We start from the raw sequence: 25,717 nt of genomic DNA on the forward strand, positions 1-25,717 counted from the left end.
AATTCTTCTCCCGCTTCCTTTTGCAGTAAAGGATGAACCATGAGCGGCGAATACATACTGGAGATTGAGGATCTTACCAAGGAATTTCCCGGGGTGCGGGCCCTTGATAAGGTTAATCTGAAGGTAAAGAAGGGAGAGATCCATTCTCTCTGCGGAGAAAACGGCGCGGGGAAATCGACCCTGATGAGCGTTATCAGCGGGGTCTATCCCAAAGGTTCCTATGACGGGAAGGTTTTTTTTAAGGGTAAGGAAACTAATTACCACAACGTTAAGGACAGTGAAAAGGAAGGGCTTGCCATTATCCATCAGGAACTGGCCCTGAGTCCCTATCTGTCAATTTATGAAAATATTTTTCTTGGGCATATGAAAACCCGGTTTGGAATTATCCACTGGGATCAATATATACGTGAATCAAAAAAATATCTGGCCCGGGTGGGTCTTAACGAGAACCCCGCTACGGTGGTCAGTAAGCTGGGGATTGGCAAGCAGCAGCTGGTGGAGATTGCCCGGGCGCTTTCCAAACAGGTGGAACTCCTCATCCTGGACGAGCCCACATCATCCCTGAACGATGATGAGAGCGCCAAGCTGCTGGACCTGATGCTGGAATTCAAAGCCCAGGGCATAACTTCGGTGATGATATCCCATAAGCTGAACGAGGTCCTTAAGGTGGCCGACACGGTAACGGTACTGCGGGACGGGAAATCCATTTCGTCCTTTGATGTAAAGGCGGATAAGCTCACCGAGGACATGATCATCCGTGACATGGTGGGCAGGGATCTTACCCACCGTTTCCCGGAGCGGAAGTCCGCCCCGGGGGAAACCATACTGGAAGTGAAAAACTGGACCGTCTATCACCCGGAATACCATACCATTAAGGTTGTGGACAACGTTTCTTTTTATCTGCGGAAGGGGGAAATTCTCGCTTTCTGCGGCCCCATGGGCGCGGGGCGTACCGAGCTGATGATGAGTGTCTACGGCAAATCCTACGGTTCCCGCAGTGAAGGTGAGGTGTACATCAAGGGAAATAGGGTAAACCTGCATTCCGCCAAGGAGGCTATCAGCGCGGGGCTTGGCTATGTATCGGAGGATCGGAAGAGTCTGGGGCTCATCCTGATCCAGGATATAAAAACGAATATTTCCCACTCCAGTCTGGATAAGATTTCCCGGTTTGGGGTGGTGAACGGTCAGCAGGAAATTGAGGAGGCGGAGAGGTACCGCAGGGAACTGCGGATAAAAACTCCGTCGATAAACCAGCTTACCCGGAACCTCTCCGGCGGGAACCAGCAGAAGGTGGTGGTAAGCCGCACCCTTTTGGCGGACCCGGATATCTTTATTGTGGATGAGCCTACCCGTGGCATTGATGTGGGGGCGAAATCGGAAATCTACGATATCCTGAATGACCTGGTAAAGGCGGGTAAGAGTGTTATCATGATAAGTTCCGAACTTCCCGAAGCCCTGGGGATGGCGGATCGGATCTATGTTATGAACGAGGGAAAGATAAAGGGTATGCTTATGCATGAAGAGGCAACCCAGGAAAAAATTATGCATATGGCACTGGTAGGATAGAACTGTTTAAGGGGAGTATATCATGAGTGATGAGGCAAGGGGAAAAACGAGTATTTCTGCGCTGATCAAGAGTAATATCAGAAACTATTCTATGTTTATCATACTGGTTCTGATCCTGATCGTTTTCGGTTTTCTGACTAACTGGATCAATTTCAGTTCCCGGAATATTTCTTATATTTTTATCCAGTACAGTTATGTGCTTATCCTGGCGGTAGGCATGGTGCAGGTTATTATCATAGGGGGCATCGATCTTTCGGTCGGTTCGGTCTGCGCCTTTGTGGGGGCTATCAGCGCCATGGTGTACAACACCGGCGTGGGGATGCCCGTAACATTGCTGGCGGCCCTGGTCATGGGACTTGTCATCGGTATGTTCCAGGGGGCCTGGATAGCCTACGCAAATATTCCGGCCTTTATCGTGACTCTGGCGGGGATGCTCCTCTTCCGGGGGCTTACCTACATCATTACCAAGGTAAACCCCATAGCCCTGAAGGACGATGGGTATAAGCAGATGGCTTCCGGGTCCTTCGATATCCCGGGGCTGGAGATCAACGGTTTCCACTTTACCGCATTAATCATAGGGCTGCTGGTTTTTGTACTCTTTATTGCTGCGGAAATCATAACCCGGCGGAGCCGGATCAAAAATCATTTTGACATTTCCCCTGCCCCTATAATGCTGGGGAAGGTTGTGATTGTCGGCGTCCTGATCCTGAGCCTGAGCCAGCGTTTCGCCACGTACCGGGGCCTTCCGGTGGTGGTGATCGTTCTGGCCATCACCATATTGGTGTTTCATTTTATGATGAAAAACACCGTCCTCGGACGGTATATCTACGCCGTTGGGGGCAATGCCCGTTCGGCAAAACTTTCGGGTATCAACTCGGAGCTGATAGTGTTTATCGTGTTCTGCATCATGGGCGTACTGACCGGTCTTGCGGCGGTGGTCTCCACGGGGTACATGAACTCCGCCCTTCCCCAGGCGGGGAACCTCTTTGAGATGGATGCCATTGCGGCCTGTTATATCGGCGGTGTTTCCGCTTCCGGCGGTATCGGAACCGTGGTGGGGGTCATCGTGGGCGCCCTGGTGATGTCCGCCATCAACAACGGTATGTCCCTGATGAACCTGGGGCAGCACTATCAGTATGTGGTTAAGGCTATCATCCTGCTCCTGGCGGTATTCTACGATGTGTATTCCCGGCGTAAGGCCGGTTTGGGTTGACAGTCCCGGGGTATTGCATATATTCGCAATCCTTGCTATCTTATCCCAATTACAGGCGTCTATTATCGTTTTTTTCCATAATATAATGATATAGTCAATCGACTCAGTTTATGGCTAAGGAGTATGTAGAAAAATGGGCATCGATATAACCAAGATGCGGAACATTGGGATCAGCGCGCATATTGACTCGGGGAAAACCACCCTTTCGGAACGGATTTTGTTCTATTGTGACAAAATCCATGCCATCCACGAAGTCCGGGGAAAGGACGGGGTTGGGGCCACCATGGACCACATGGAACTCGAGCGGGAGCGGGGAATTACGATTCAGTCCGCTGCGACCCAGGTTGAATGGAAGGATTATACCATTAACCTGATTGATACACCCGGACACGTGGACTTTACCATTGAGGTTGAGCGCTCCCTGCGGGTGCTGGACGGGGCGATTCTGGTGCTTTGCGCGGTAGGCGGGGTTCAATCCCAGTCTATCACCGTAGATCGGCAGTTAAAACGCTACCATGTTCCCCGGATTGCCTTTGTGAATAAGTGCGACCGTACCGGGGCGAACCCCTTCAAGGTACGGCTCCAACTCCGGGAAAAACTGGGGCTCAATGCGGTGATGATCCAGATTCCCATTGGGCTTGAGGATAAGCTTGAGGGCCTGGTGGACCTGATCACCATGAAGGCGGTGTACTTTGACGGCGATTCGGGGACCGATCTCCGGTATGCCGAGATTCCTCCCCACCTTAAGGCGGATGCGGAAAAGTACCGGGAAGAGATGATCGACGCGGTTTCCCTCTTTTCCGATGATTTAGCGGAGAAATTCCTAGGCGGGGAGGATATCCCCGAGGAACTGATCCATGCCGCTATCCGTAAGGGGACTCTGTTGGAACAGTTTGTGCCGGTGATGATCGGCTCGGCCTATAAAAACAAGGGGATTCAGACCCTGTTGGATGCGGTGGGCAGCTATCTGCCAAACCCCACGGAAGTAAAGAATTACGCCCTGGATCTGGACCACGGAGAGGAGCGGAAGGAGCTTATTTCCGAGGAAAAGAGTCCCACGGTGGCCCTGGGCTTTAAGCTTGAGGACGGCCAGTATGGTCAGCTTACTTACGTGCGGATCTACCAGGGTTCCCTGAAAAAGGGTGAGGAACTTATCAATACCCGGGCTCGGAAGAAGTTTAAGGTGGGCCGGCTGGTACGTATGCACTCCAACGATATGGAAGACATTACCGAAGGGGCGCCCGGGGATATTGTGGCCCTCTTCGGCGTTGAATGCGCCTCCGGGGATACTTTCTGCGGCGGCGGGCTTAACTACGCCATGACATCCATGTTCGTCCCCGAACCGGTTATCTCCCTGGCTATCAACCCCACGGACAAGAAGTCGGCGGACCAGATGGCTAAGGCGCTGAACCGCTTTACGAAAGAGGACCCCACGTTCCGTACCTTTGTGGACCAGGAATCCAATCAGACCATCGTCCAGGGCATGGGGGAACTCCACCTGGAAGTCTACATTGAACGGATGCGCCGGGAGTACAAGTGCGAAGTGGAGACCGGGATGCCACAGGTAGCCTACCGGGAAGCCATTCAGACGCGGTCGGATTTTAACTACACCCACAAGAAACAGACCGGCGGTTCCGGGCAGTACGGCAGGGTGGCGGGTTATATGGAACCCTACAGCGATGGGGACTACGAATTTGTGGACAACATCAAGGGCGGGTCCATCCCCAACGAGTTCATCCCCAGCTGCGATAAGGGCTTTAAGGAAGCGGTCAAGCGGGGCAGCCTCATCGGGTTCCCCATCGTCAATATCCGCTGCGTGATCAACGACGGAGCGTCCCATCCGGTGGACTCCTCGGACATAGCCTTCCAGTTGGCAGCCATCGGCGCTTTCCGGGAAGCCTATAACAAGGCCAAGCCCTGTATCCTGGAGCCTATCATGAAGGTCGCCGTTGAGGGTCCTACGGAATTTCAAGGAAATATTTATGCCTCAATTAACCAGAGGCGTGGTATAATATCCGCATCCACCGAGGATGGAACCTTCTCCCGTGTGGAGGCTGAGGTTCCCCTGAGTGAAATGTTTGGCTATTCCACGGTACTTCGATCCTTGACCCAGGGTAAGGCCGAGTTCACCATGGAATTTGAAAAGTACGGCAAAGTTCCGTCCAGCATTTCCGAAGCCCTCGTTAAGGAATACGAGGAAAAACGAAGAAAAGAGCAGGGAAGGTAGCAAAAATGGTTAAGCAGGAACTGATACAGAGGAGTCCGGTGAGGATCTTCGAGAAATCCATCCACGGCGGGCTTGGGGCCGGGGAGGTGGGGATTATTTCTTCCCAGAGCGGTATCGGCAAGACTTCGGTGCTGGTGCAGATCGCCCTGGACAAACTGTTGCAGACCAAAAAGGTCATCCACGTATCCTTTACCCAGCATACCGACTATGTTTTGGCCTGGTACGAGGATATTTTTGACGAATTTATCAAAAAGAAGAACCTGGAAAATGCCCGGGATGTTAAGAATGAGCTGATAAAGAATCGGGTCCTGATGAATTTTAACCAGGACGGGGTTACGGGGGATCAGATACTCCGGAGCCTCCGGGCGATGATCGTGGACGGGGGCTTTAAGGCCGAAGCGCTGATCATCGACGGCTTTGATTTTACCAAGATGAGCCGGGAACGGCTCGCCGCGATTAAAGGCTTTGCCAAGGAGCAGGGGTTTTCGGTCTGGTACAGCTGCACCGTTACGGGTGAAAGCGCGGCCTACGACAAAAAGAGCATTCCCCTGGTGATCGGCGATTTTGTGGATCTGGTGGATGTGGTGATCGTCCTTGAACCTAAGCAGGATCATATCGCCCTCACGGTATCGAAGGACCGGGATACCTATAACCCGGAACACCTGGCCCTCAAACTGGACCCCAAGACACTGCTTATTCTTGAGGAATAGGGGTTTCATTCCGGAGCCGATTTTCCAAGAAGATAACCATGGTCAAGTTCTGTCTTGTATTTCCGAAGCCTCATGAATGGAAACGAAGAAAAGAGCAGGGAAGGCAGTAAAGATGGTTAAGCAGGTGCGGATCTTCAAAAAATTTTTCCACAGTGGGCTTGTAATACCGGTAGGGATCTTCGTTGCAAGCTGCCTGGGAATTTCCTGTGCCTCATCGGGCGAGGCGCAGGCGCTCGACTCGACAAATACTACCAGACGGTGGGTGGAGTTATTTCCCCAGCGGGGGCATAGCTTCGTTGTATCCTCCGTCGCCTATAGCCCTAACGGTAAATTTATCGTTTCCGGTTCCGCGGATAGTACGGTCAAAATATGGGATCTTGAAACCGGCCGGGAAATATGGACCTTTCCGGAACATGATTCCACGGTAAAATCCGTAAGCTACAGCCCCGATGGCCGGTTTATCGCCTCGGGTTCTGCAGATTATACTATCAGAATATGGGACGTTGAAACCGGCCAGAGCTTACAGACCCTTTCCGGACATACTTCAGTTGTCAACTCCATCGCCTATAGCCCTGACGGGCGTTTCCTCGCTTCCGGATCAAGCGACAGGACTATCAGAATATGGGACGTTGAAACCGGTCAGAACTTAAAGACCCTTTCCGGGCATTCTTTGTGGATAAATTCCGTACGATACAGCCCCGATGGCAGAACTATCGCTTCCGGCTCCAGGGATAGTACCGTAAAACTGTGGAACGCCGAAACCGGCCGGGAACTGCGGACCCTCTCCGGACATACCGATGAGGTGAATGCCATCCGGTTCAGTCCCGACGGTAAGTTTATCGCCACCGGTTCTTCGGACAATACTATCAAAATATGGGATACCGTAAACGGCCGGGAGCTTCGTACCCTTACTGGGCATACCGGGGTAGTACGGGCCTTGGACTACAGTCCCGATGGCAAGTATATTGCTTCCGGTTCCAGTGTAGATTCGACCATCAAGATATGGGATGCCGGGACCGGAGAGGAACTCCGGAGCTTTGGTTCCACCGGTATCGAAACCCTAAGTTACAGCCCCAATGGCAGGTTTATTGCTTCAGGCTGTCTGGACAATACCATACGGCTATGGGAAGCCTCGACAGGCCGGGAAACCCAAAGCTTGGTTGGCCGGTCCTCCTGGGTACGGGCTCTGGCCTACAGTCCTGACGGCAGGTATATCGCCTCCGGCTCAACGGACAGGATCATTCGGATTAGGGAAACCGGAAGCGGCCGGGAAATCCTGACCCTCCGGGGACACACCGCTTCTGTGCGTGCGGTGGCTTACAGCCCCGATGGTAAGTATGTCGCTTCCGGCGCCGCGGACAACACAATTAGAATATGGGACGCGGCAACCGGCCGGGAACGGCTAATCATCTTTGGACACTCTTCTATAGTAAAATCAGTGGCCTACAGTCCCGATGGGCAGTATCTCATCTCCGGCTCATCGGATACCACCGTTAAAGTATGGGAGCCCCAGAGCGGTAAGGAGTTATGGACCTTCACGGGACATTTCGACGGGGTTAACTCGGTGGCCTATAGCCCCGACGGTATGAACATTATTTCCGGGGCTGCGGATAACACCATTAAAATATGGAATGTGGCAAGCGGATCCGTTTTGGCGACCCTCCGGGGCCATACTGCCCCGATACTATCCCTGAGTTATAGTCCGGATGGCCGGTATATCGCCTCCGGTTCCATGGACGGGACCTTCAGGGTATGGGATGTTGAAGGGGGTAAGGAGATATGGATTATTTCGGGTTATTCGAATTATATAAAATCCGGCCTTGCCTACAGTCCCAACGGCAGATTCATAGCCGCCACCATGAAAAACAAAAGCATTGGGATATTTGATGCTGCAACCGGCCGGGAGCTTAGGACCCTGTCGGGGCATACCGGCGAAGTATATGATCTTGCCTATAGCCCCAATGGATTGTTCCTGGCTTCCGCTTCCCTGGACGGCGCCACCCGTACCTGGGATATCACAACGGGCCGGGAAATTACCCAAAGTATCGGCTTTAACGACGGCGAGTGGATCAGCATTACCCCCGACGGGTATTACACCGCATCCGCCAGGGGCGATAGGTACTTCAATGTCCGGGTAGGTAAGGATGTTTATGGTTTGGAGCTCTACCGTCCGGCCTTTTATAATCCCTCCATAGTTCATGCCCGACTTCAGGGCCGAAAAATTCGGAATTCCCGGTCTCTCCATAATATTAATACCCTTGGTATTCCCCCAACCCTTAACATCAATTTTTTCGCGGGACTATCCGTAACGGCTAGCGATCAAAACTTCCCCCTGCAAAGTTTCAGGGTCTACCTGAACGGCAAACTTATTGGGGCGGACAAGCTGGACGGCCTTGCCGGGCTTGGCCTTAAGGCGGCGCCCACGGGGATCTCCGTAACGGGAAAGCGTAAGGAGGTGGAGTTTGAACTGCCCCTGACTTTGGATGCCGGAACGAACAGGATTGATGTGACGGTCTTTAACGGCTATACCGAAGGCCGGGCTTCCCTAACGGTAGAACCGCCTCGGGGCAACAAGCAACTTGCAACGCAGTTCCCCGCAGAGGAAGAGGCGCTCCCCAATCTCCGGATTCTCTCCATTGGGGTCAGCCGTTATGATGAGCCCCGGATAAACCATTTGGGGTTCGCGGTTTTTGACGCCCGGGAAATGGTCAATGCATTCAAAGCCCAGGAGGGAAAACTGTACGGAACCGTGACCAGTGCCCTTATCGCCACCGGGGAGCTGCAGCCTCCGACAAAAAGCAATATCACCCGGGAACTGGGGAACTTTTTTAAAGGGGTTACATCCCAAGACACCGTAATACTGTTTCTTTCCGGGCACGCCGTGAATGACGAGGATGGAAACTATTATTTCCTCCCTTCGGATATACGGCTTACCCCGGACGGTTCCATGCCCTATGCGGAAGCCCTATCCTGGGAGACAATTTCCGCAGCCCTGGATGTGCCGGGGAGAAAATTGCTGTTCGTCGATTCTTCCCATTCCGCGGGGATATCCGCCGGAAATATCCGCCCTGTGGATACTGTCCGGCTTGCCATGGATCTAAAGCCCCTCCGGTCCCTGCTTTTTACTTCCAGCAGTGGGGATGAACTTTCATTGGAAAGCGCCGATTATAAGCTCGGTCTGTTCACCTACGCAATCATCGGAGCTATGAACGGAGAAGCGGATTCGAATAGGAACGCTTTGATAACCATGAGGGAGCTGGACTCCTTTGTATCGAAGAAGGTGTTGGAACTTTCTAATGGAACCCAGCATCCCTCAATTATCGGTCTTGAGGACTATGCGGACTTTAACCTCGCGGAGACGAAATAAATTAGCTGAACTTTTCCCAGGCGACCAGCTTTTCCAAGGGGTGACGCTGGGTATGTCTTTCCGCCGGGGCGGCGTTATCCGCGGGGTAACCCAGGATTAGCAGAGCTGTGGGAACCAGATTCTCCGGGATGGCGAATTCCGCTATGAGCTTAGCGGGATCGAAGAACATTACCCAGAGGGTACCCAGACCAAGCTCTACCGCCTGGTACATAAGCTGGGTAGTTACGATGCTGGCGTCCACCTCGCCGCTCTTGGCGCCGTCGTATTTCCGGACCCAGCATTCGTTTTTATCATAACAAACAATAAGTACCGCCGGTGCGCCATAACGGCAAGAGGTACAGAGGTCTATCTTTTTGAGGCCCTCCGCCTCAGTTACCGCCAGGATACGATGGGGCTGTTTGTTTCCCGCCGTGGGGGCCGCTCTCCCGGTTTCAAGGATGACATTCAGGGTTTCTTTTTCCACCGGTTTGTTCTTGTACTGGCGGACTGAAAAACGGCTTATGGATAATTCTTTAAAGCTCATGGGATGACTCCTTTTACTTCACATATCTTAGTATACATAGAGAAATACAATAAGCGCAATAGCCGCCTTGGGAATTGCTGGTTGGGATATGCCGTCAGCCCCGGATGGCAAACCGTACGGGGTACCGGTACCGTACCGCCACTGCGGCGCCGTTAGCCTGGGCCGGTTTGCCCTGTAGCCCCTGGAAGGCTTTTATCGCCGCCTCACCGAAGCCCCGGTTTTCCGGGGTTTCCCGCAATATCGTTATCTGCCGTACCTGTCCGTGGTGGTCCACGAAGAGTTCCAGGTAAACCATGCCTTCTATTTTGGCCCGCAGCGCAATGGGCGGATATACCAAGCGTTCTCTTATTTCGCCTTCGGAAAAGACCGGGGCCGCAGAAACCTTGTGCATGGGCAGGTAATCTTCCTGTACGTATTCAACCTGCCGGGGCGCTATGATACCGGAAACAACGATCTGATCCGGCACTTCATCGGTTTCGATCATTGTCTCTGCGATGGCTTCTATGGTGTTCGAGGCGGATTCCGTATATTCTGTTTTTGGTGGTGGAGGTGGCAATTGTGGAAGAGGTTCCTCCTCCTGTATATCCGTAAGCTTCATCACCATTGGGGGTTGTTCAATTACCATGGGGATGGCGTTAACCCGTATGACAAAGAAGAGTATAAATACTACATGAATACCGGCGACCGCCAGAAAAAGGATGAGCCGGGCAAGATTGGTGTGGGAATAGGCGGATTTACGCATCTTTTACCACAAAGCTTACTACCCGGTACTGGAGGAACTGGAGTACCTGAAGTACCTTGTTTACCTCCGCAAAGGGGGTGTCCCGGTCGGCGATGATATGGACCCGGGTATCCGGGGCATCCCGATACATATCGGTAATAGCGACTTCTATTGCGTTAAGATTACTGGGGGCACCGTCCAGGTACACCGCGCCGCCCTTGTCCACCCAGATCTCCAGATTTTTTTCCGCGCTGGTTCTTTGTGCCGCCGCTGCCTCGGGGTAATCGATCTTGACTTCCCTTCGATAATTTATCAGGGATACTAACATGATAAAGATGAGCAGTAGAAAGGCTACGTCGGACATGGAGTTCATGGGGACAGCAAATTTTTTCTTGTTCCGCCGAAGGTTCATGGAGGACCCCCGTCATTTTTCTTCATGGTGAAAGAGAAGGATTCCACATTCAGTTTTTGGGCCATCTCAACAAAGGAAACTACCGTCTGCCAGGGGGCTCTGCCGTCTACGGTTAGTATTACCGCCAGATTGGGATGAGCGGCAACGGCGCCCCGTATCTCCCGTTCCGCCGAAGCATAGTTCAGGGCTGCACCCTGGTGCAGCAGAGTTCCCGTACCGTCCAGATCGAAACGCAGCAGATCGTCCTTCAGGATCAGCCGGGTAGAATCTTTGGCGGGGAGGTTCATCAGAAAGCCCTTGTTGACGTTAAATCCGGCGATGACGATAAAATAAATGATCAGAAGAAAGGCAACATCACTGGAAGCACTGGTATCGTCAAAGCCCCGTTTGGTTCGCCGGTGGAGTTTCATGGCTGTTAGTTTACCGCGGGGAGCTCAGTGCCCGTAACCAGTTCGGTGATAAGGTCGGAGCAGCTTTTCTCCACATCCATGGCGAACCTATCTACCACGTGGGAAAAGAGCGAATGGGCGATCATGGCGATGATGGCGATGACGAGGCCGAACACGGTGGTGATCAACGCTTCGTAAATACCGTTTGCTACGATCTGGGCGTTCACTTCAGTAGCCTCCGCTATGGACTTGAATGCGCCGATCATTCCCGAGACGGTTCCCAAAAATCCCGTCAGGGGGGAAAGTGAACCCAGGGCGACAAGGAAATTGAAGCCGTTCTCCAGGGAATTGATGCAGGTGAGGGCTTCAGTTTCTACCGCCTTTTCTATACGGTGTTCCGATAAGTCTGAGCGCTTGACCAGTACCAAAAGTATCCGTGCGCCCATGCGGCGTTTGGTTAAGCCGGAAAGGTATTGTTTGGCGCCTTCCATATCCTTGGCGTGGATATACTCCGCGGTCTTTTCCTCAAGGTCCTCAAGCCGGAGGTTGTGGTAAAAAATATAGATTGCCCGTTCCAGGGCAATGGCAATGGTGGCCACTGAAAAAATCAGGAGGGGCCACATAAAAATTCCGCCCATTCTGAAAAGTTCTAATAATGAAAAACCTGCGTTTCCTCCATCCATGTCAGTACCTCACTTTATTTTTTTAAGCTCAATCGTTTCGGAGAGGGATGCTACTATATGATCCCACTCAAATGCAAAATAGATCCATCCGGACGCTTCCTCCCAGTCCCGGAGCAGGGTCCCGGAATTCCGTACCGGCCAGAGATCTTCCGGGAAAACCGATTTGGTATAAACGCTGTTCCATTTTACATCCTCCCCCAGGACCCAGGATTCCCCCTCGGTCCAGGCGGCGGGTCTTTTTTTTTGCTTTACTATCTCCGGGAAGAGGAGGGGGGTCCAGTATTCTTCAAATGTTTCCCGATCTAAAAAATCGGGAAGACCGGGCTGTTCCTTCATCCACAGGGTAATTGCCTCGATCCGTTCCTGGCGGTTGTGCAGAGCCGTAAGCGCCTGGGCTCCGGTTAAGCGGGAGGCGCCCCGGCGGATCTTCCCTTCTCTGATATCCAGGGTTTCCACCGGACCCTTCAGTTGGAGAAGCGCTCCGGTTTGGGCAGCGTCGCTGCTGACAAAACTGCCGCTCCCGGAAAGTTCCAGGGTAAATTCGTTCCAGCCGTTAGTGTTGGGGCTGAGAAAGTACAGGGAGCTCAGATAGAAATTGCCCTCCCCATCCGGAAGGGAGCCCGTAATCCGGAGGTTTGGCATGGAGTCAAAGCGGATGGCAATAAACTCCGGCCCGTCCTTAGGGTGTACCCTGTCGAGGCGGGTTTTCCCCCCGGGTTCTTCCTGATATGATGCCAGGGTTTTCTCCGCAAAGGCGGAACCGTCCAGGACCTTCCCTCCGGTTTCAGCCAGGGAAACACAACCCCCTCCAATCATCAGCAATGCTGCGCTTATGAGGAAGCCGGCCCTTTTGTACTTCATTCTTTCTCGTCCTGTTTAGCTTCATTTTCTGCGGGAAGTTCCGTTGGAAGTTCCGTTGGAAGTTCCGCGTGTTCCTTCGCTTCCCGGGCTTTTTTTTCATCGGCGCTGAGTTTCCGGTTATAGATGAACAGTCCCAGGGCGGCAAAAACGATGCCATCCATCAAGAACTTTTCCAGTTCCTCGTTAACATGGATGCCGGTAAAATACCGGAAAAGGCTATATGCGATGAGAAAAACTCCAAGGCCTGCGGTAATTCTTAAAAGCAAGGTTCGTGTCAGTTTCATTGGTCTATTATACTTAATAGATTAGTCCGATTCCTATCCCCCCGAAGCCGCCGGCCTGGCTATTTTCTAACCAGCCGCCTCCCAGGAGGGAAAAAACCATACTTGAGGGAGGGGGAAAGAACCTGATCTCAGCAGCGGCCATGAGGGGCCCGAAATCCATACTTGTCCCGGAAAAGATATATTCGGATCTCAGGGACAGTCCTGCGGTAAAGAAGGACTGCTGGATCAGCAGTCCGCCTGAAAGGAGGGCCCTGGGGGCGGGGTCGTCGGGGTAGCCCTTTTCCCCGGTCCAGAGGATTTCCGGACTTAGCGCCAGGGAGAGGGCGGTCCCCAGGCGCCATGAAAGGGGCAGGGAGAGACCGGCGCCTATGGCGGTTCCAAAGGGGGTGAGGGTCCCTTCGTCGGCCCAAACATAGGAAAGCCCCATGGCCAGACCCAGGGGCGATTCCGCCCGGGCTTTTTTAAAGACCCCTTTAAGGGTTCCCCCAAACCCGGCCACAGCGCCGCCATCGAAAAAGGGTGTCACATTCAGAGCTGCCGTCATTTCCAGCCGTTCCAGGGGGGAAAATCTCAGGGATGCTGCGAAGGGGAGGGCGTCCCAGGCATCTCCGGCTGCAGCGGCCCTGCCAAAGAGCATACTTCCGTCTATTTGGAAGGAGCCACGGGGGAGAATTTCCGGCAGGGGGCTAAAAAAAAGTCCCGAGCTTGCTCCCGAGGAGGAAAGGGGATAGATATTCATGGAACTATCGATGCGTATCGTCATTTCAGCCCGCCGCTCCACCGGCGCCGAAGTATCCCGGAGCATGGATTCGGTTAGGAGCAGCACTTTGTAGGTTCCGTCCGGCAGGGGCGTTCCATCGGAGGAACGGCCGTTCCATGCTGTCGACTGGGACCAGGTGGTAAAGGGTCCCAGGTCCCTTGCAAAAACCAGGTCCCCCTGTTCATTCGTTATGTTTATCCGCCCGTCGCCGGGGCCGGATACGTTAAAACTGAATTCGGTGATTCCCAGGGAACCGGAATTTGCCGGATTGAACCGAGCCCGGCTAAGCTCCGCCCCGGTCATACTGAAGGATGCGGGCCGCATTTCCACCTTTAGCCGCTGGATAGCATCCTGGAGTATATAGACAGAATGAATGGCCTCTTCCCAGCCGAAAGCCCGGATCCGGACCGCCCGGTATCCCACGGGCAGGGAAAATACAGGATCGGTTTGGGTTATTCCTTCCACGGTAATTTCCGGGTTTAGCGCCATTTTTTCCGGCGGTGGGCTCCCGGCTGCCCGGTCTATATCCAGAATGAGGGTTCCCAGAATTTCCCCCAAGTTAAGGCTTATTTCCAGTCTGCTGTTTTCCCGTATGGAAACCCAGATCCGGCGTTCCGCATAGCCGTCTTTTTCAAGCCTGATATCGTATTCGCCCTGGGGAATATTCTCAAGCGTAAGGGGGGTAAGCCCCCGTTCTATACCGTTGATAAATACCTTGGACATGGAGGGGGCGCTTCGAACAACCAGACCTTTCCCTGCGATCTCCTCTATAGAATCCCCCATTACCGGATCTGCGGTGATACACAAAAGGCCGATAAGCAATACCGGGAAAAGCTGAATCCGATTCATACTTTAATATAGGCCTTTTCCCGGTATTATTAAACTCCTAAGGTAGGCGGCTTTGCTTAATCTCCCCCCAGTAATCCCGCCTGCCGGTAACTGAAATAGCCCGTATCGGTAAAAATCACATGATCCAGAAATCGGAGCCCAAGGATTTTCGCTGCCTCAAATAACTGAAAGGTGATCTCCCCGTCCTCCGGGGAAGGCTTTAACTGCCCTGAGGGATGGTTGTGGGCTACGCAAATTGCCGAAGCGCGATCCTGGATGGGGTCTGCGAAGACCTCCCGGGGGTGGACAATGGTCTTGTTTACCAGTCCCAGGGTGACGGTCCGTACCTTCAGAAGTTCGTGGGCGCCGTTTAAGGAAAGGCAGACAAACCGTTCCTGCCGGCGATCCGCAAAATGGCGAACCGTATTGAAGATATCTGTCGGGTGCTTGATATGGGTTCCCGAGGCCCCCCACCGCCGCCTGCCAAATTCAAGCATGGCCGCAATAGCCGAAGCCTTGCTTACCCCCATGCCGGTTAGCCGGCAGAGTTCCTTAATTGAAGGAATTCCCTTGTCCCGATCCAGCAATTCCAGCAGTTCCATGGCCAGGACACTGACATTTTTGCCCTGAACCCCGGTATTGAGGAGTATGGCCAGTAGATCATGGTCTGTCAAAGCTCCGGGCCCATCGGAATTCAACCTTTCCCGGGGCCGCTTAGCCTGGGGAAGCGAAAGAGGATTGAGCCCCAGGGAATCGAAGCAGTACCCCCGGTCCTGTATTTCCGACGCCGTTTCCTGCGCGGGAAACTTCGTTGCAAGTGGCGCTGCTTCCGGCTGTAATATAGAATTTGGATAAATATAATGGTCCATAATAAACCGTATAGGGGCCTATACTGGTTTTTGCTTTAGTCCCTGGATAGAAAAATGGGACAAAAATGAAAATCCAGAGCAAGACCATTGACGTACCCGCAGGGCTTATAGTAGATTGATCAGAATTTTTTAGAGAGGTGATTGGTGATGCAATACCGGACATATGGTAAGAATGGGTTTAAGGTATCCCTTTTGGGTATGGGGTGTATGCGGCTGCCCCGCATCTTTGCTCCCGGCGCCAGTGAGGCCCAGGTAGATAAGGAAAAGGCTATTGAACTGATCCAGTACGCGGCGGATCACGGCATCAGTTATTTTGATACCGCCTATGGCTACCACCATACCACCAGCGAGTCGGTGGTGGGGGAAGCTCTGGAAGGCGTCCGCCGGGACAAGGTAAAGATCGTTACCAAACAGCCCTTCAACGTTATGACAACCCAGGCCGATATACGGCGTAACCTTGAAAATACCTTGAAAAAGCTCCGTACGGACCATCTTGATGTATATTTGATCCACAATATTCAGAAGTCCTACTGGGAGGATATAAAAAAGCGGAAAATCATTGAAGAATACGAAAAATTCCGTTCCGAAGGGCTTATCCGCGGTATCGGTTTTTCCTATCACGGACAGCTGCCCACCTTTAAGGATGTTCTTTCCTTTTATTCCTGGGATATGTGCCAGATCCAGCAGAACCTTATCGATGTGGACCACGAGGCCACCGAAGAGGCGATCAAGCTGGCGGGAGATAAGGGTACCGGCCTGGTTATCATGGAACCCCTTCGGGGCGGCAGCCTCGCTTCCCCTCCGGCCCAGGTTAAAGCAATTTACGACGAATTTCCGGTAAAACGCAGCGCCGTCGAGTGGGCCTTTAGGCATATGATCAACTATCCCCAGGTAAGCACTATTTTAAGCGGTGTAACCACCCTGGAGCAGCTCAAGGAAGATATCGAAATCTTCTCCAAGCCCGATGCCCTGCCGAATTGTTTGAGCCCTGAGGAAAAGGCCATCCTCACCCGGGTCAAGGCCAAATATGAATCCATGGCCTCGATCCCCTGTACCGCCTGCGAATACTGCCTTCCATGTCCCCAGGGCGTCAGAATTCCCGATGCGTTTGCTAAATACAACGATGGGGTTATGTTTGGAACCTTTGACGCCGTCAAGCGGCAATACTTTTTCTCGACCAGGAACAAACAGGATGCTTCACTCTGTGTGGCCTGCGGGGAATGTGAGACAAAATGTCCCCAGCACATTGAAATCCCCAAACAGCTTAAGATAGCCCATGAGGCGCTAAAGGGGTGGATCGAGTAGGGTCGTCAAACCGTTGACCCTTCGGTCCGATTTGGTGTATAGTATTCAAACAAGCCCAGATGGTGGAATTGGTAGACACGCTGGTTTCAGGTACCAGTGCCGTAACAAGCATGGAAGTTCGAGTCTTCTTCTGGGCAGAGCAAAATTGAGGCCCCACCGTAAGGTGGGGTTTTTTATTTAAGGCCAGAAGAAGACTCGAACTTCCGGAGGCCCCGCCGACCGGAGGGAGGAAGAGCGCGCATGGATGCGCGCGTCAGGGGCCGGAGGCGGCCCGGAGCCCCGAAACAGGAAGTTGAGGGGCGGAGGGTTCGAGTCTTCTTCTGGGCAGTCATCAAAAAATCATTGAATGGATTGCATCCAAAATTTATTCAATAACCGTTATTTTTTATAAGTTCCGCATACCAATAGGCGCTTTCCTTTGGTGTACGCTTTTGGGTATCGTAATCCACATATACTATACCAAAGCGTTTGGACAAACCCTTGGCCCATTCAAAATTATCGCAGAAACACCAGACATAATATCCCTGGACCGGAACTCCTTCCTGAATTGCCTTATGCACCTGGGCTAAATACCGGTAAAGATAATCAATACGGTTGGGATCATCGACTTTCCCTTCCACATTAACCCAATCATTTGTAGCGGCGCCGTTTTCGGTGATAATCACCTTTGGCGGATTATAACGGGAATGTATCCATTTCAGGAGATCATACATACCCTCAGGATTTACTTCCCAGCCCATATCAGTTTGGGGTCTGCCGGTTTTACCGGAAGCTGTCCCCAAGGGCCAGGCAGTTTCGTCGGCCTTTACATGATCCGTAAAATACGTATTAAGACCAAAGAAATCCACCTTCTGGGATATAAGTTCCATATCCCCCGTTTGTATATCCGGCAGAACTACGCCCCTTTTTTTAAGGTAAGAAAATAATTCCTCCGGATATTTTCCAAGGAATATGGGGTCCCCGAAAAGATTATTTGAGTGTTCCTGGTTTCGTTTTGCGGCAGCCACATCTTCAGGACAATCGGGATTATAGGGATAGCTTATATTCATATTGAGGGTTATGCCGATATCGGCCTTGAGCCCGGTTTTCCGGTAGGCTTTGACAGCGGCGCCATGGGCAAGCAGCAAATGATGAACCGCGGATAGTGCCATGGAATAATCATGATACCCCGGTGCATGTTCGCCAATCCAATACCCGATGATCGAAGTACAATAGGGTTCATTCAGGGTGATCCAGTAATCCACCAAATCCCCCAGGCGTTCATAGAGCGTTTTCGCGTAGGTTTCAAACCAGCCTACGATTTCCCGGTTAGCCCATCCGCCGCGATCCTGTAATTTTTGGGGTAAGTCCCAGTGATACATGGTTACTCCGGCCTTTATCCCGTTGTCATGCAGACAGGTAAGCACCTTCCGATAAAAGGCGATCCCCGCCTCATTAACAGCGCCGGTACCGTCGGGGAAAATTCGGGGCCAGGAAATAGAAAACCGGTATACCTTTATCCCCAATTTCTTCGCCAGGCGGATATCGTCTTCATACCGGTGATAAAAATCACAGGCCCTATCCCCGGTAGTTCCGTCATGGATATGTCCCGGAGTATGGCTGAACCGATCCCAAATACATTCGCCCTTTCCATCGGCATCCCAAGCGCCTTCTATTTGATAGGACGCGCTAGCTGTTCCCCATTCAAAGCCATTGGGAAATTGATATTTTTCCGCCATCGTTTTTCCTCCGAATAATTCTTATAATTGGACATAACTATACCGCAAAGGGAGGGTTTTAGCAATGTCTCGCTAGATCCTGGGATCAGTCATTGCCTACCCCTACCAGGGAGAGCTGGGTAGGGTCCAGGTAGAGTTCTAAGAGGATGGATTTTACAATTTTGTGGGTTACCGGGGTATTGAGTACCGCTCGATAGGTCTCCCTTAACAGTTTGTGGATCGGTTCCCTTCCGTAAGATTCCAGAACCCGGCGCCGGTTTAGGGAAATTACGGTCTCGTCGGGTTTCCAATTAACCAGGTCCCTAAGGAAGGGGTTTACATCAGCGATATCCCGGAAAACTCGCTGGTTGGAGACCAAAAGCCGGATTATTCCTCCCTGGGTTGTTTCGTCCAGGCGGCTGAAATCCATCACATCCCTGGAAGCCAGATCCTCCCCCATCATCTTGATAATATACCGGGGCGGGTCCATCCCATACCGTTTGTAGACCGACATCATGGTTTGTTCTAGTTTTTTCCGGAGAATGGTTGAAGAAATATAAACCATAGGGATGTTCAGGGAGGAATACAGGGAATCGAACTGTACTCCTGAGCTCTCAAAGTCCCGGCACACATGGTTAATGCGCCTGCCAATAACCGTCCGCCCAGCAATCCAAGGTTCCAGGTAGGAGAAACCGAACCCTTCCTTAACCGAAGTGGTGATGATCCCCAGGGCGCTCCCATAGACATCTTCCAGGGAAGTGTTCATGCCCAGCTCGAATTCCACCGGCAGATCAAGTTCCCGGACAAATTCCATCCAGCCCCGGTAGATACGGATGTCTCGTTCCGTGGTGGGGGGCAAGGTGATAGCCACAGTTTTTTCCTTTGGGATGAACAGCGAAAAGAGGATTGCCTCGCCGATATTTTTCCGCTGTATCGCCCTAACCGGGTAGAGGTACCGGTTTCGGACCAGATCCGGGGTAGCGTTAATGGAGCGTACTTCGTTGGGTAGCAGGTGGAGCCCTTCGAATTTCAGCCCTGCCCGGTGCAGAAAAGAACGATCCCGGTTGTTAATCACCGCATAATGGCAATTTATGGGATATTCTTCGCCCTTAGCATAGACATCGGGTCTGAAATCTTCGGCTAAATCGTGGTTTTGAAGCAAAAGCCGGGGTTCCCTTTCCTGCAGGATGTGCAAGGCCCGGAGCAGCGCGGAATTTTTCTGTATCAGTGGGTTATGGACATGGAGGATATCCGCTTCCTGCCCCCCCCAATGGGTTTTCGCCGCCAGGACAATAGCATCCGCAAGCTCCTTTGCCCGTTTGGTAAGTTCCTCGCCGGAAGTTCCCGGGAGAGTCTCCCGGTCCCGATCGTACCGGAGCTCCTCCACCAATACCCGCTTAATGCCTGGTACAGAAGCTTCCCCCTCTCCTGTGATAACCAGCACATCTTCCCCGGCTTCCATCAGCGCCTGCGCCTGGTTCATGATCACCGAAGTAACTCCTCCCCGGCGCAGATGATAGTGGATTAACGCGATACGCACCCTGACCCCCCCCCTTATGAGTCTAGCGTATGGGGATGAATTGAACAATGCGGTTCCGGCGGAGGCTAAGCGGATTAATGTTTGGGCGATTTTTGCCCTAAAGCCCTCGTTACAACATAATCATTGAGGGGGGATAGGAAATTGCTTTGCATAAATGCCTCCGCACGATATACAGGGCCGGTGGGAATTTTGCTTTAGTGCCGGAGACGGAATTCAACCAAGTGGTCCCTGGTTGAATTCCTCATTCGTCCCCCTTGCAACTCCCCTTTATATGGGGTACTATAAATATTGCCACGCTATATGTACGGCACAAAGGATGGCTTATGAAAATCGAACGGTTATTTACGGATCCGCAAAGCGGACCCTATAAGGATATTCAGTGGGAAAAACGGCGCAGCGAGATCCGTAACCCCGATGGGAAGGCTATTTTTGAAGAGGATACGGTGATTGTCCCTTCCTTTTGGAGCCAGATCGCCACGGATATCATAGCCCAGAAGTACTTTCGCAAGGCCGGAGTCCCGGCGGACAAGGGGGCGGAGTGGAAAAAGTGGGCCGCAGGCAGCGCAGTTAAAAAGATCGCCGAATTTCCCCTTCCCGAAGACGGCGCCGAACACGACAGCCGTCAGGTTTTCCACCGCCTAGCCTATACCTGGATGGACTGGGGCCGGAAAAGCCGCTATTTTGACAGCGAGGAAGACGCCCGGGCCTTCTACGATGAGACCTGTTACATGCTGGCCCGCCAGATTGCAGCTCCCAACAGTCCCCAGTGGTTCAACACCGGGCTTTACGCCGTGTATGGCATAGACGGCCCCGCCCAGGGGCACTACTACTTCGACCCGGAGGAAGGGAAGCTCAAGCAATCCGACAGCGCCTATAAACGGCCCCAGCCCCATGCGTGTCTTCCGTATCATGCACTCATTAGCACACCCCAAGGACCGGTTCCCATTGGTGTTCTGGTGGAGAGGAGTGCTGTCAAAACAGTAGTTTATGACAAGGATGGTACCACAGAAATTCTGGCGGTAAAGGAAAACGGAATTAAGCCGGTGATCCGTATCGTTCTTAAAAACGGGAATACCTTGGAAGTAACTCCGGACCATCGGGTTTTTGCGGAACTTCCGGCATCGGTTTCAGCCGGAGGGCTCCCCGCAGGGAATCCCGACTTCGTCGTCGGTTCATTCGAATGGATCGAAGCGGGGAAACTCCAACCGGGGATGAGGGTGATGCAGATCGCCAATACCGGCATATCTGAAATCAATGACAGTGTTAATAGTGATAATAAAAAAAATCTGAGTGAAGCGATTCTGGCGGGTTGGCTTTCAGGAGATGGGTTTGCGGGGCAATATGAAAATGGTACAAACCGCTCATTGATGCTGGAATTTATGACCGCCGATGATGAGGAGTATGAATTTCTTTTACCGCACATTCGCGCCGTATTTGAGGATGTTCACTATCATATCACACCGGTAGAGACCCTGAATGAACACCTTTGCCTTCGCAGAATTCGGCTTTACGGAGAAAAATTACGGCCCTTTATTGAAAAATATGAAGCCTTAAACCGTGGGCTTGATATACGGATACCATTGACCATTCTCAATGGCGGCAGGGAAGTTGCGTCCGCGTATTTACGATCCCTTTTTCAAGCCGATGGAACGGTTCGTTCCCATAAGGGGCCCACCGATTCCTTTGATGTAGTTTTAGGGAGTATTTCCAAGGATCTAATCGGCGATACTCAAAAACTATTGGCAAATTTAGGGATATACAGTCGAATATCGGTCTGTAAGGATAGCCGGGATGATCGGCATACTTATTATCACCTGATAATCGGTTACTTGAGCGAACGGAAAAAGTTTCAAGAACTCATCGGTTTTATCTCAATTGAAAAACAGGGCAAACTGTCCGCTTCTTTGGCTTCCGGTATCAACGGAAAGGCTTTACCGATCCGCCGTCTTGAGTCTATTGTTCATATTGAATATCTGGGCGAAATGCCGGTTTATGATATTCAGACAAAAAGTGGAAATTTTCTTGCGGGAAATATTGTGGTTCATAATTGCTTCATCCTTTCGGTTGAGGACGATCTGGTGAACGACGGTGGTATCATGGACCTTGTTACCCGGGAGGCGCGGCTCTTTAAGTACGGTTCCGGTACGGGGTCCAATTTTTCCCGGATCAGGGCGGCGGCGGAGGGGCTTTCCGGGGGGGGCGTTTCCTCGGGGCTCCTGTCCTTCCTCAGGATTGGGGACAGGTCCGCTTCGGCGATTAAGTCCGGGGGTACTACCCGGCGGGCGGCCAAGATGGTCACCCTGGATATAGACCACCCGGATGTGGAGAAGTACATAGACTGGAAGGCCGGGGAGGAACATAAGGTGGCCTCCATGGTAACCGGTTCGGCGGTGGTTAAAAAAAACCTGGATGCCCTTAAGAAGGCCCTGGCGGATTGGCGAGGACCCGAGGAAGATAAGTTCAACGCCGAAAAAAACCACGAGCTTGCCGCAGCCCTGGGGAATTCCCTGAAGGAGAAGGTACCCCCCACCTACCTCTACCAACTTTTGCGCCGGCTTGAGCAGGGTGACGGCGATGTGAACCCCCGGCTCTTTACCACCGCCTGGGATGACGAGGCCTACAATACCGTTTCTGGCCAGTCCTCCAACAACAGTCTGCGGGTTGCCGATAAATTTATGCGGGCGGTGCTGGACAATGAGGACTGGGAGCTTTCAAACCGGATTGACCATAAGGCCGCCCGAACCGTGAAGGCCCGGGATCTTTGGACCCAGCTTGCCCGTTCCGCCTGGCAATGCGCGGACCCGGGGCTCCAGTACCATACCACCATCAACGACTGGCACACCTGTCCCGCGGGTGGAGAAATCCGGGCATCCAACCCCTGCTCGGAGTATATGTTCCTGGATGATACGGCCTGCAACCTCGCCTCAATAAACCTGGCCGTTCTTTACGACAAACAAAGTAAAACCTTTAACATAGCAGGGTATCTCCACGCCATCCAAATCTGGACCACCATCCTGGAAATATCCGTGGTCATGGCCCAGTTCCCGGCGCCGAAGATTGCCCAGCTTTCCTACGAGTACCGTACCCTGGGCCTGGGTTACGCCAACCTGGGTACCCTGCTCATGCTCATGGGCCTGGCTTACGACTCCGCGGAAGGCCGGGCCGTGGCGGCATCCCTTTCCGCCCTGCTTTCCGGCGAAGCCTATGCCCAGTCCGCCCGCATGGCCGCCGGTCTCGGTCCCTTCCTCCGCTACGGCGAAAACCGGGAGGCCATGCTCCGGGTGATCCGTAACCACCGCCGGGCGGCCCACAATGCCCCTGCGGCAGAGTACGAGCAGGTGCATACCCCGCCCAAGGGTATAGAGGCCGAAGCCTGTCCCGCTTACCTTCTGGAGGCTGCCCGGGCTGCTTGGGATCGTGCCCTGGACCTGGGGAACGCCCACGGCTACCGGAACGCCCAGGTCAGCGCCATAGCCCCCACGGGAACCATCGGCCTTTTGATGGACTGTGATACCACCGGTGTGGAACCCGATTTTGCCCTGGTCAAGTTTAAGAAACTTGCCGGCGGCGGGTATTTCAAGATCATCAACCAGTCGGTTCCCCCGGCCCTGGAAGCCCTGGGCTATACCCCGGAGCAGATCGACGGGATCATCGCCTATGCCACGGGCCGCAAAACTCTGGCTGGCGCTCCGAAGATTTCCCTGGAGGACCTGGAAGCCAAGGGCTTTAGCCCCGCCGCCCTGGCTGCCGTGGAGGATGCGGTAAAGACTGCCACCGGCTTGGAGGGGGTCTTTAACCCCTGGATTTTAGGTAAAGCCTTTGTGGAAGAAACCCTCCGGGTACCGGAATCCACCTGGTCCCTGCCGGGGTTTAGCCTGTTGAAGCACCTGGGTTACAGCCCCGCCGATATTGACGAGGCGGAAGTTTACGCCTGCGGAACCATGGGGCTGGAAGGGGCGCCCTATCTTAAGAAGGAGCATTTAGAGGTTTTTGACACCGCCAACCCCTCGGGGAAAAACGGCAAACGTTCCATAGCCTGGACTGCCCATATCAGCATGATGGCCGCGGCGCAGCCCTTTATTTCCGGGGCCATTTCCAAGACCATCAACATGCCCAACGACGCGGGCTATGAGGATGTGAAGGGCGCTTACATGCTTTCCTGGAAGAGCGCCCTCAAGGCGGTGGCCCTTTACCGGGACGGTTCCAAACTTTCCCAGCCCCTGTCCGCCCTTGCCCCCGGTACGGATCCCCTGGCGGATACCATCCTGGCCCTGGAGCGGGGACTGGAAAGCCCGAACCACGCCGTCGAAAGCCGGGCCGACTACAAGACCGTTGCTCCAACAGATGTCCGGGGCCGCCGCCGTTCCCTGCCGAACCGCCGGGTGGGGTATACCCAGAAGGCCAAGCTTGGGGGGCACTCCATCTTTATCCGTACCGGGGAATACATCGATGGTTCCCTGGGGGAGATCTTCCTGGATATGCACAAGGAAGGGGCCGCCTTCCGGAGCCTCCTCAACAGTTTTGCTATCGCCGTCTCCCTGGGGCTCCAGTACGGGGTACCCCTGGAGGAATACGTGGACGCCTTTATCTTCTCCAAGTTTGAACCCAACGGCATGGTCCAGGGCCACGATTATGTAAAGCTGGCCACCAGTGTTATCGATTTTATCTTCCGGGATCTGGCCATCAGCTATCTCAAACGTACCGACCTGGGCCAGATCAAACCCGAGGATCTGCTGGATAACAGCCCCAAAAACGAGGCGCCGGAAGCCAAGCATCCCGGCGCCGCCCGTCACCTTCGTGAAAAATCTACACATTTTGCAACGGAGTTCCCCGCGCACAAAGAAGGGCCGGCGAAAACCGCTAAGGACGCGCCTTCCTCCGGCGAAAGTGACGCCGCCAAGATCGCCCAGGCCCGTATCAAGGGCTACGAGGGTGACCCCTGTCCCGCCTGCGGTTCCTTCACCCTGGTACGGAACGGCACCTGTATGAAGTGTGATACCTGCGGAGGAACCACGGGGTGTAGTTAACAATACGGTGGTTTTAGCATAGAGTAGGGGAGAAAAAGGAGAATTTCATGATTGAGTTTATGCTTGATACCGCCAACTTAAATGCCATAGCCCGGTGCGTTGATTTATTCCCCATTGCGGGAGTAACCAGTAACCCCAGCATCCTTGAGCTTGAAGGGAAAATAGATTTTTTCTCCCACCTAAGGAAGATTCGGGAAATAATTGGTCCCGACCGGTCCCTGCACGTTCAGGTTATTGCCGAAGACGCCCAGGGTATCATTAAGGAAGCGGAAACCATCCTGAAAAAAATCGACGACCGGGTATTCATCAAAATTCCCTCCACCGAGGAGGGCTTTAAGGCCATGGGGTATCTGCGGAAGCGGGGCGTACGAATCACCGCCACCGCCATCTACACCCAGATCCAGGGGCTTATGGCCGCCGCCTGCGAGGCCGATTATATCGCCCTGTACTATAACCGCATGAAGAACATGGACATTGATGCGGACCATTCCATCCGTACCCTGCGGCATGTGCTGGACCGGGAAAAGATGAAGGCCATGATTCTTGCCGCCAGTTTCCGGAACATACGCCAGACTGCGGACGCCATGGCTTCCGGGGCTCACAGCGTAACCGTCTCGGACCACATACTCCACGACGCCTTTGGAATATCGATCATTAAAACGGCGGTTGACGATTTTCATAAAGCCTGGGTTTCAATCCAGGGAGATATTTCAATTACGGAACTTTAGGGCTATA

Annotated in this window: 19 protein-coding genes and 1 tRNA gene; 9 read left to right on the forward strand and 11 right to left on the reverse strand. The window is 53.0% G+C overall.

Features of this window, described 5'->3' with window-relative positions; all coding sequences use genetic code 11:
* Positions 1–39: 39 nt before the first annotated feature.
* From TPRIMZ1_RS0108450 to TPRIMZ1_RS0108470, 5 genes are all read left to right on the forward strand, one after another.
* Positions 40–1,566, forward strand: a complete 1,527-nt coding sequence (locus TPRIMZ1_RS0108450; RefSeq protein ID WP_010257775.1) for an ATP-binding cassette domain-containing protein — start codon at positions 40–42, stop codon at positions 1,564–1,566.
* A gap of 22 nt (positions 1,567–1,588) precedes the next feature.
* Entirely contained in the window at positions 1,589–2,779 is a 1,191-nt protein-coding gene (locus TPRIMZ1_RS0108455; RefSeq protein ID WP_010257778.1) for a sugar ABC transporter permease, read from the forward strand.
* A gap of 133 nt (positions 2,780–2,912) precedes the next feature.
* A complete protein-coding gene (gene fusA, locus TPRIMZ1_RS0108460; protein WP_010257779.1) occupies positions 2,913–5,006 on the forward strand; it encodes an elongation factor G in 2,094 nt (697 codons plus the stop codon).
* A 5-nt stretch (positions 5,007–5,011) separates the two neighbouring features.
* Positions 5,012–5,716 carry a hypothetical protein gene (locus TPRIMZ1_RS0108465; RefSeq protein ID WP_010257781.1) on the forward strand — a complete coding sequence of 235 codons (705 nt, stop codon included), beginning with the start codon at positions 5,012–5,014 and terminating at the stop codon, positions 5,714–5,716.
* 76 nt (positions 5,717–5,792) lie between these two features.
* A complete protein-coding gene (locus TPRIMZ1_RS0108470; protein ID WP_232616781.1) occupies positions 5,793–9,083 on the forward strand; it encodes an eIF2A-related protein in 3,291 nt (1,096 codons plus the stop codon).
* A 1-nt stretch (position 9,084) separates the two neighbouring features.
* Here TPRIMZ1_RS0108470 and TPRIMZ1_RS0108475 read toward each other — a convergent pair whose 3' ends face one another.
* The 9 genes from TPRIMZ1_RS0108475 to radC all read right to left on the reverse strand — a co-directional run bounded on the left by TPRIMZ1_RS0108475 (position 9,085) and on the right by radC (position 15,413).
* Positions 9,085–9,606 (reverse strand): nitroreductase family protein, encoded by a 522-nt coding sequence (locus tag TPRIMZ1_RS0108475; protein WP_010257784.1) that lies wholly within the window; start codon positions 9,604–9,606, stop codon positions 9,085–9,087.
* 94 nt (positions 9,607–9,700) lie between these two features.
* Complete coding sequence (locus tag TPRIMZ1_RS0108480) at positions 9,701–10,348, reverse strand: energy transducer TonB (protein ID WP_010257787.1); 648 nt, start codon at positions 10,346–10,348, stop codon at positions 9,701–9,703.
* Complete coding sequence (locus TPRIMZ1_RS0108485; RefSeq protein WP_010257789.1) at positions 10,341–10,739, reverse strand: ExbD/TolR family protein; 399 nt, start codon at positions 10,737–10,739, stop codon at positions 10,341–10,343. Before TPRIMZ1_RS0108485 ends, TPRIMZ1_RS0108480 begins: the two co-directional genes overlap by 8 nt.
* Positions 10,736–11,149: an ExbD/TolR family protein gene (locus tag TPRIMZ1_RS0108490; protein WP_010257790.1), complete on the reverse strand. Its 414-nt coding sequence runs from the start codon at positions 11,147–11,149 to the stop codon at positions 10,736–10,738. Before TPRIMZ1_RS0108490 ends, TPRIMZ1_RS0108485 begins: the two co-directional genes overlap by 4 nt.
* A gap of 5 nt (positions 11,150–11,154) precedes the next feature.
* Entirely contained in the window at positions 11,155–11,751 is a 597-nt protein-coding gene (locus TPRIMZ1_RS0108495) for a MotA/TolQ/ExbB proton channel family protein (protein ID WP_232616783.1), read from the reverse strand.
* Positions 11,752–11,820: 69 nt separating this feature from the next.
* On the reverse strand, positions 11,821–12,672 hold the full coding sequence (locus TPRIMZ1_RS0108500; RefSeq protein ID WP_010257794.1) for a hypothetical protein: 852 nt from the start codon (positions 12,670–12,672) through the stop codon (positions 11,821–11,823).
* Entirely contained in the window at positions 12,669–12,956 is a 288-nt protein-coding gene (locus TPRIMZ1_RS0108505; RefSeq protein ID WP_198429920.1) for a hypothetical protein, read from the reverse strand. Before TPRIMZ1_RS0108505 ends, TPRIMZ1_RS0108500 begins: the two co-directional genes overlap by 4 nt.
* Positions 12,957–12,969: 13 nt before the next feature.
* A complete protein-coding gene (locus TPRIMZ1_RS0108510; protein ID WP_010257801.1) occupies positions 12,970–14,565 on the reverse strand; it encodes a PEGA domain-containing protein in 1,596 nt (531 codons plus the stop codon).
* A 56-nt stretch (positions 14,566–14,621) separates the two neighbouring features.
* Positions 14,622–15,413 (reverse strand): RadC family protein, encoded by a 792-nt coding sequence (radC, locus tag TPRIMZ1_RS0108515; protein WP_010257804.1) that lies wholly within the window; start codon positions 15,411–15,413, stop codon positions 14,622–14,624.
* A 207-nt stretch (positions 15,414–15,620) separates the two neighbouring features.
* On the opposite strand from radC, the gene TPRIMZ1_RS0108520 reads away from it, so the two are divergent.
* Both TPRIMZ1_RS0108520 and TPRIMZ1_RS0108525 read left to right on the forward strand, forming a co-directional pair.
* Entirely contained in the window at positions 15,621–16,718 is a 1,098-nt protein-coding gene (locus tag TPRIMZ1_RS0108520) for an aldo/keto reductase (RefSeq protein WP_232616784.1), read from the forward strand.
* Positions 16,719–16,771: 53 nt separating this feature from the next.
* Positions 16,772–16,855: transfer RNA gene (locus tag TPRIMZ1_RS0108525), tRNA-Leu, on the forward strand.
* A 231-nt stretch (positions 16,856–17,086) separates the two neighbouring features.
* Here TPRIMZ1_RS0108525 and TPRIMZ1_RS0108535 read toward each other — a convergent pair.
* Together TPRIMZ1_RS0108535 and TPRIMZ1_RS0108540 are read right to left on the reverse strand one after the other, a co-directional pair.
* The gene (locus TPRIMZ1_RS0108535; RefSeq protein ID WP_010257807.1) at positions 17,087–18,436 is read right to left on the reverse strand and encodes a GH1 family beta-glucosidase; all 1,350 of its coding nucleotides are present in this window, start codon (positions 18,434–18,436) and stop codon (positions 17,087–17,089) included.
* A gap of 85 nt (positions 18,437–18,521) precedes the next feature.
* Positions 18,522–19,955 (reverse strand): hypothetical protein, encoded by a 1,434-nt coding sequence (locus TPRIMZ1_RS0108540; protein WP_100217031.1) that lies wholly within the window; start codon positions 19,953–19,955, stop codon positions 18,522–18,524.
* A 323-nt stretch (positions 19,956–20,278) separates the two neighbouring features.
* Here TPRIMZ1_RS0108540 and TPRIMZ1_RS0108545 point away from each other — a divergent pair, with 323 nt between their 5' ends.
* Together TPRIMZ1_RS0108545 and TPRIMZ1_RS0108550 are read left to right on the forward strand one after the other, a co-directional pair.
* Positions 20,279–24,982, forward strand: coding sequence for an adenosylcobalamin-dependent ribonucleoside-diphosphate reductase (locus TPRIMZ1_RS0108545; protein ID WP_010257814.1), 4,704 nt, complete (start codon positions 20,279–20,281; stop codon positions 24,980–24,982).
* 47 nt (positions 24,983–25,029) lie between these two features.
* Complete coding sequence (locus TPRIMZ1_RS0108550; RefSeq protein ID WP_010257816.1) at positions 25,030–25,710, forward strand: fructose-6-phosphate aldolase; 681 nt, start codon at positions 25,030–25,032, stop codon at positions 25,708–25,710.
* Positions 25,711–25,717 lie beyond the last annotated feature (7 nt).

This window comes from Treponema primitia ZAS-1, assembly GCF_000297095.1.
Classification (GTDB): domain Bacteria; phylum Spirochaetota; class Spirochaetia; order Treponematales; family Breznakiellaceae; genus Termitinema; species Termitinema primitia_A.

Coding starts and splice junctions, on each gene's coding strand:
- TPRIMZ1_RS0108450 (WP_010257775.1), top strand. CDS start 40: ATGAGCGGCGAATACATACTGGAGATTGAGGATCTTACCAAGGAATTT.
- TPRIMZ1_RS0108455 (WP_010257778.1), top strand. CDS start 1,589: ATGAGTGATGAGGCAAGGGGAAAAACGAGTATTTCTGCGCTGATCAAG.
- fusA (WP_010257779.1), top strand. CDS start 2,913: ATGGGCATCGATATAACCAAGATGCGGAACATTGGGATCAGCGCGCAT.
- TPRIMZ1_RS0108465 (WP_010257781.1), top strand. CDS start 5,012: ATGGTTAAGCAGGAACTGATACAGAGGAGTCCGGTGAGGATCTTCGAG.
- TPRIMZ1_RS0108470 (WP_232616781.1), top strand. CDS start 5,793: ATGGAAACGAAGAAAAGAGCAGGGAAGGCAGTAAAGATGGTTAAGCAG.
- TPRIMZ1_RS0108475 (WP_010257784.1), bottom strand. CDS start 9,606: ATGAGCTTTAAAGAATTATCCATAAGCCGTTTTTCAGTCCGCCAGTAC.
- TPRIMZ1_RS0108480 (WP_010257787.1), bottom strand. CDS start 10,348: ATGCGTAAATCCGCCTATTCCCACACCAATCTTGCCCGGCTCATCCTT.
- TPRIMZ1_RS0108485 (WP_010257789.1), bottom strand. CDS start 10,739: ATGAACCTTCGGCGGAACAAGAAAAAATTTGCTGTCCCCATGAACTCC.
- TPRIMZ1_RS0108490 (WP_010257790.1), bottom strand. CDS start 11,149: ATGAAACTCCACCGGCGAACCAAACGGGGCTTTGACGATACCAGTGCT.
- TPRIMZ1_RS0108495 (WP_232616783.1), bottom strand. CDS start 11,751: ATGTGGCCCCTCCTGATTTTTTCAGTGGCCACCATTGCCATTGCCCTG.
- TPRIMZ1_RS0108500 (WP_010257794.1), bottom strand. CDS start 12,672: ATGAAGTACAAAAGGGCCGGCTTCCTCATAAGCGCAGCATTGCTGATG.
- TPRIMZ1_RS0108505 (WP_198429920.1), bottom strand. CDS start 12,956: ATGAAACTGACACGAACCTTGCTTTTAAGAATTACCGCAGGCCTTGGA.
- TPRIMZ1_RS0108510 (WP_010257801.1), bottom strand. CDS start 14,565: ATGAATCGGATTCAGCTTTTCCCGGTATTGCTTATCGGCCTTTTGTGT.
- radC (WP_010257804.1), bottom strand. CDS start 15,413: ATGGACCATTATATTTATCCAAATTCTATATTACAGCCGGAAGCAGCG.
- TPRIMZ1_RS0108520 (WP_232616784.1), top strand. CDS start 15,621: ATGCGGCTGCCCCGCATCTTTGCTCCCGGCGCCAGTGAGGCCCAGGTA.
- TPRIMZ1_RS0108535 (WP_010257807.1), bottom strand. CDS start 18,436: ATGGCGGAAAAATATCAATTTCCCAATGGCTTTGAATGGGGAACAGCT.
- TPRIMZ1_RS0108545 (WP_010257814.1), top strand. CDS start 20,279: ATGAAAATCGAACGGTTATTTACGGATCCGCAAAGCGGACCCTATAAG.
- TPRIMZ1_RS0108550 (WP_010257816.1), top strand. CDS start 25,030: ATGATTGAGTTTATGCTTGATACCGCCAACTTAAATGCCATAGCCCGG.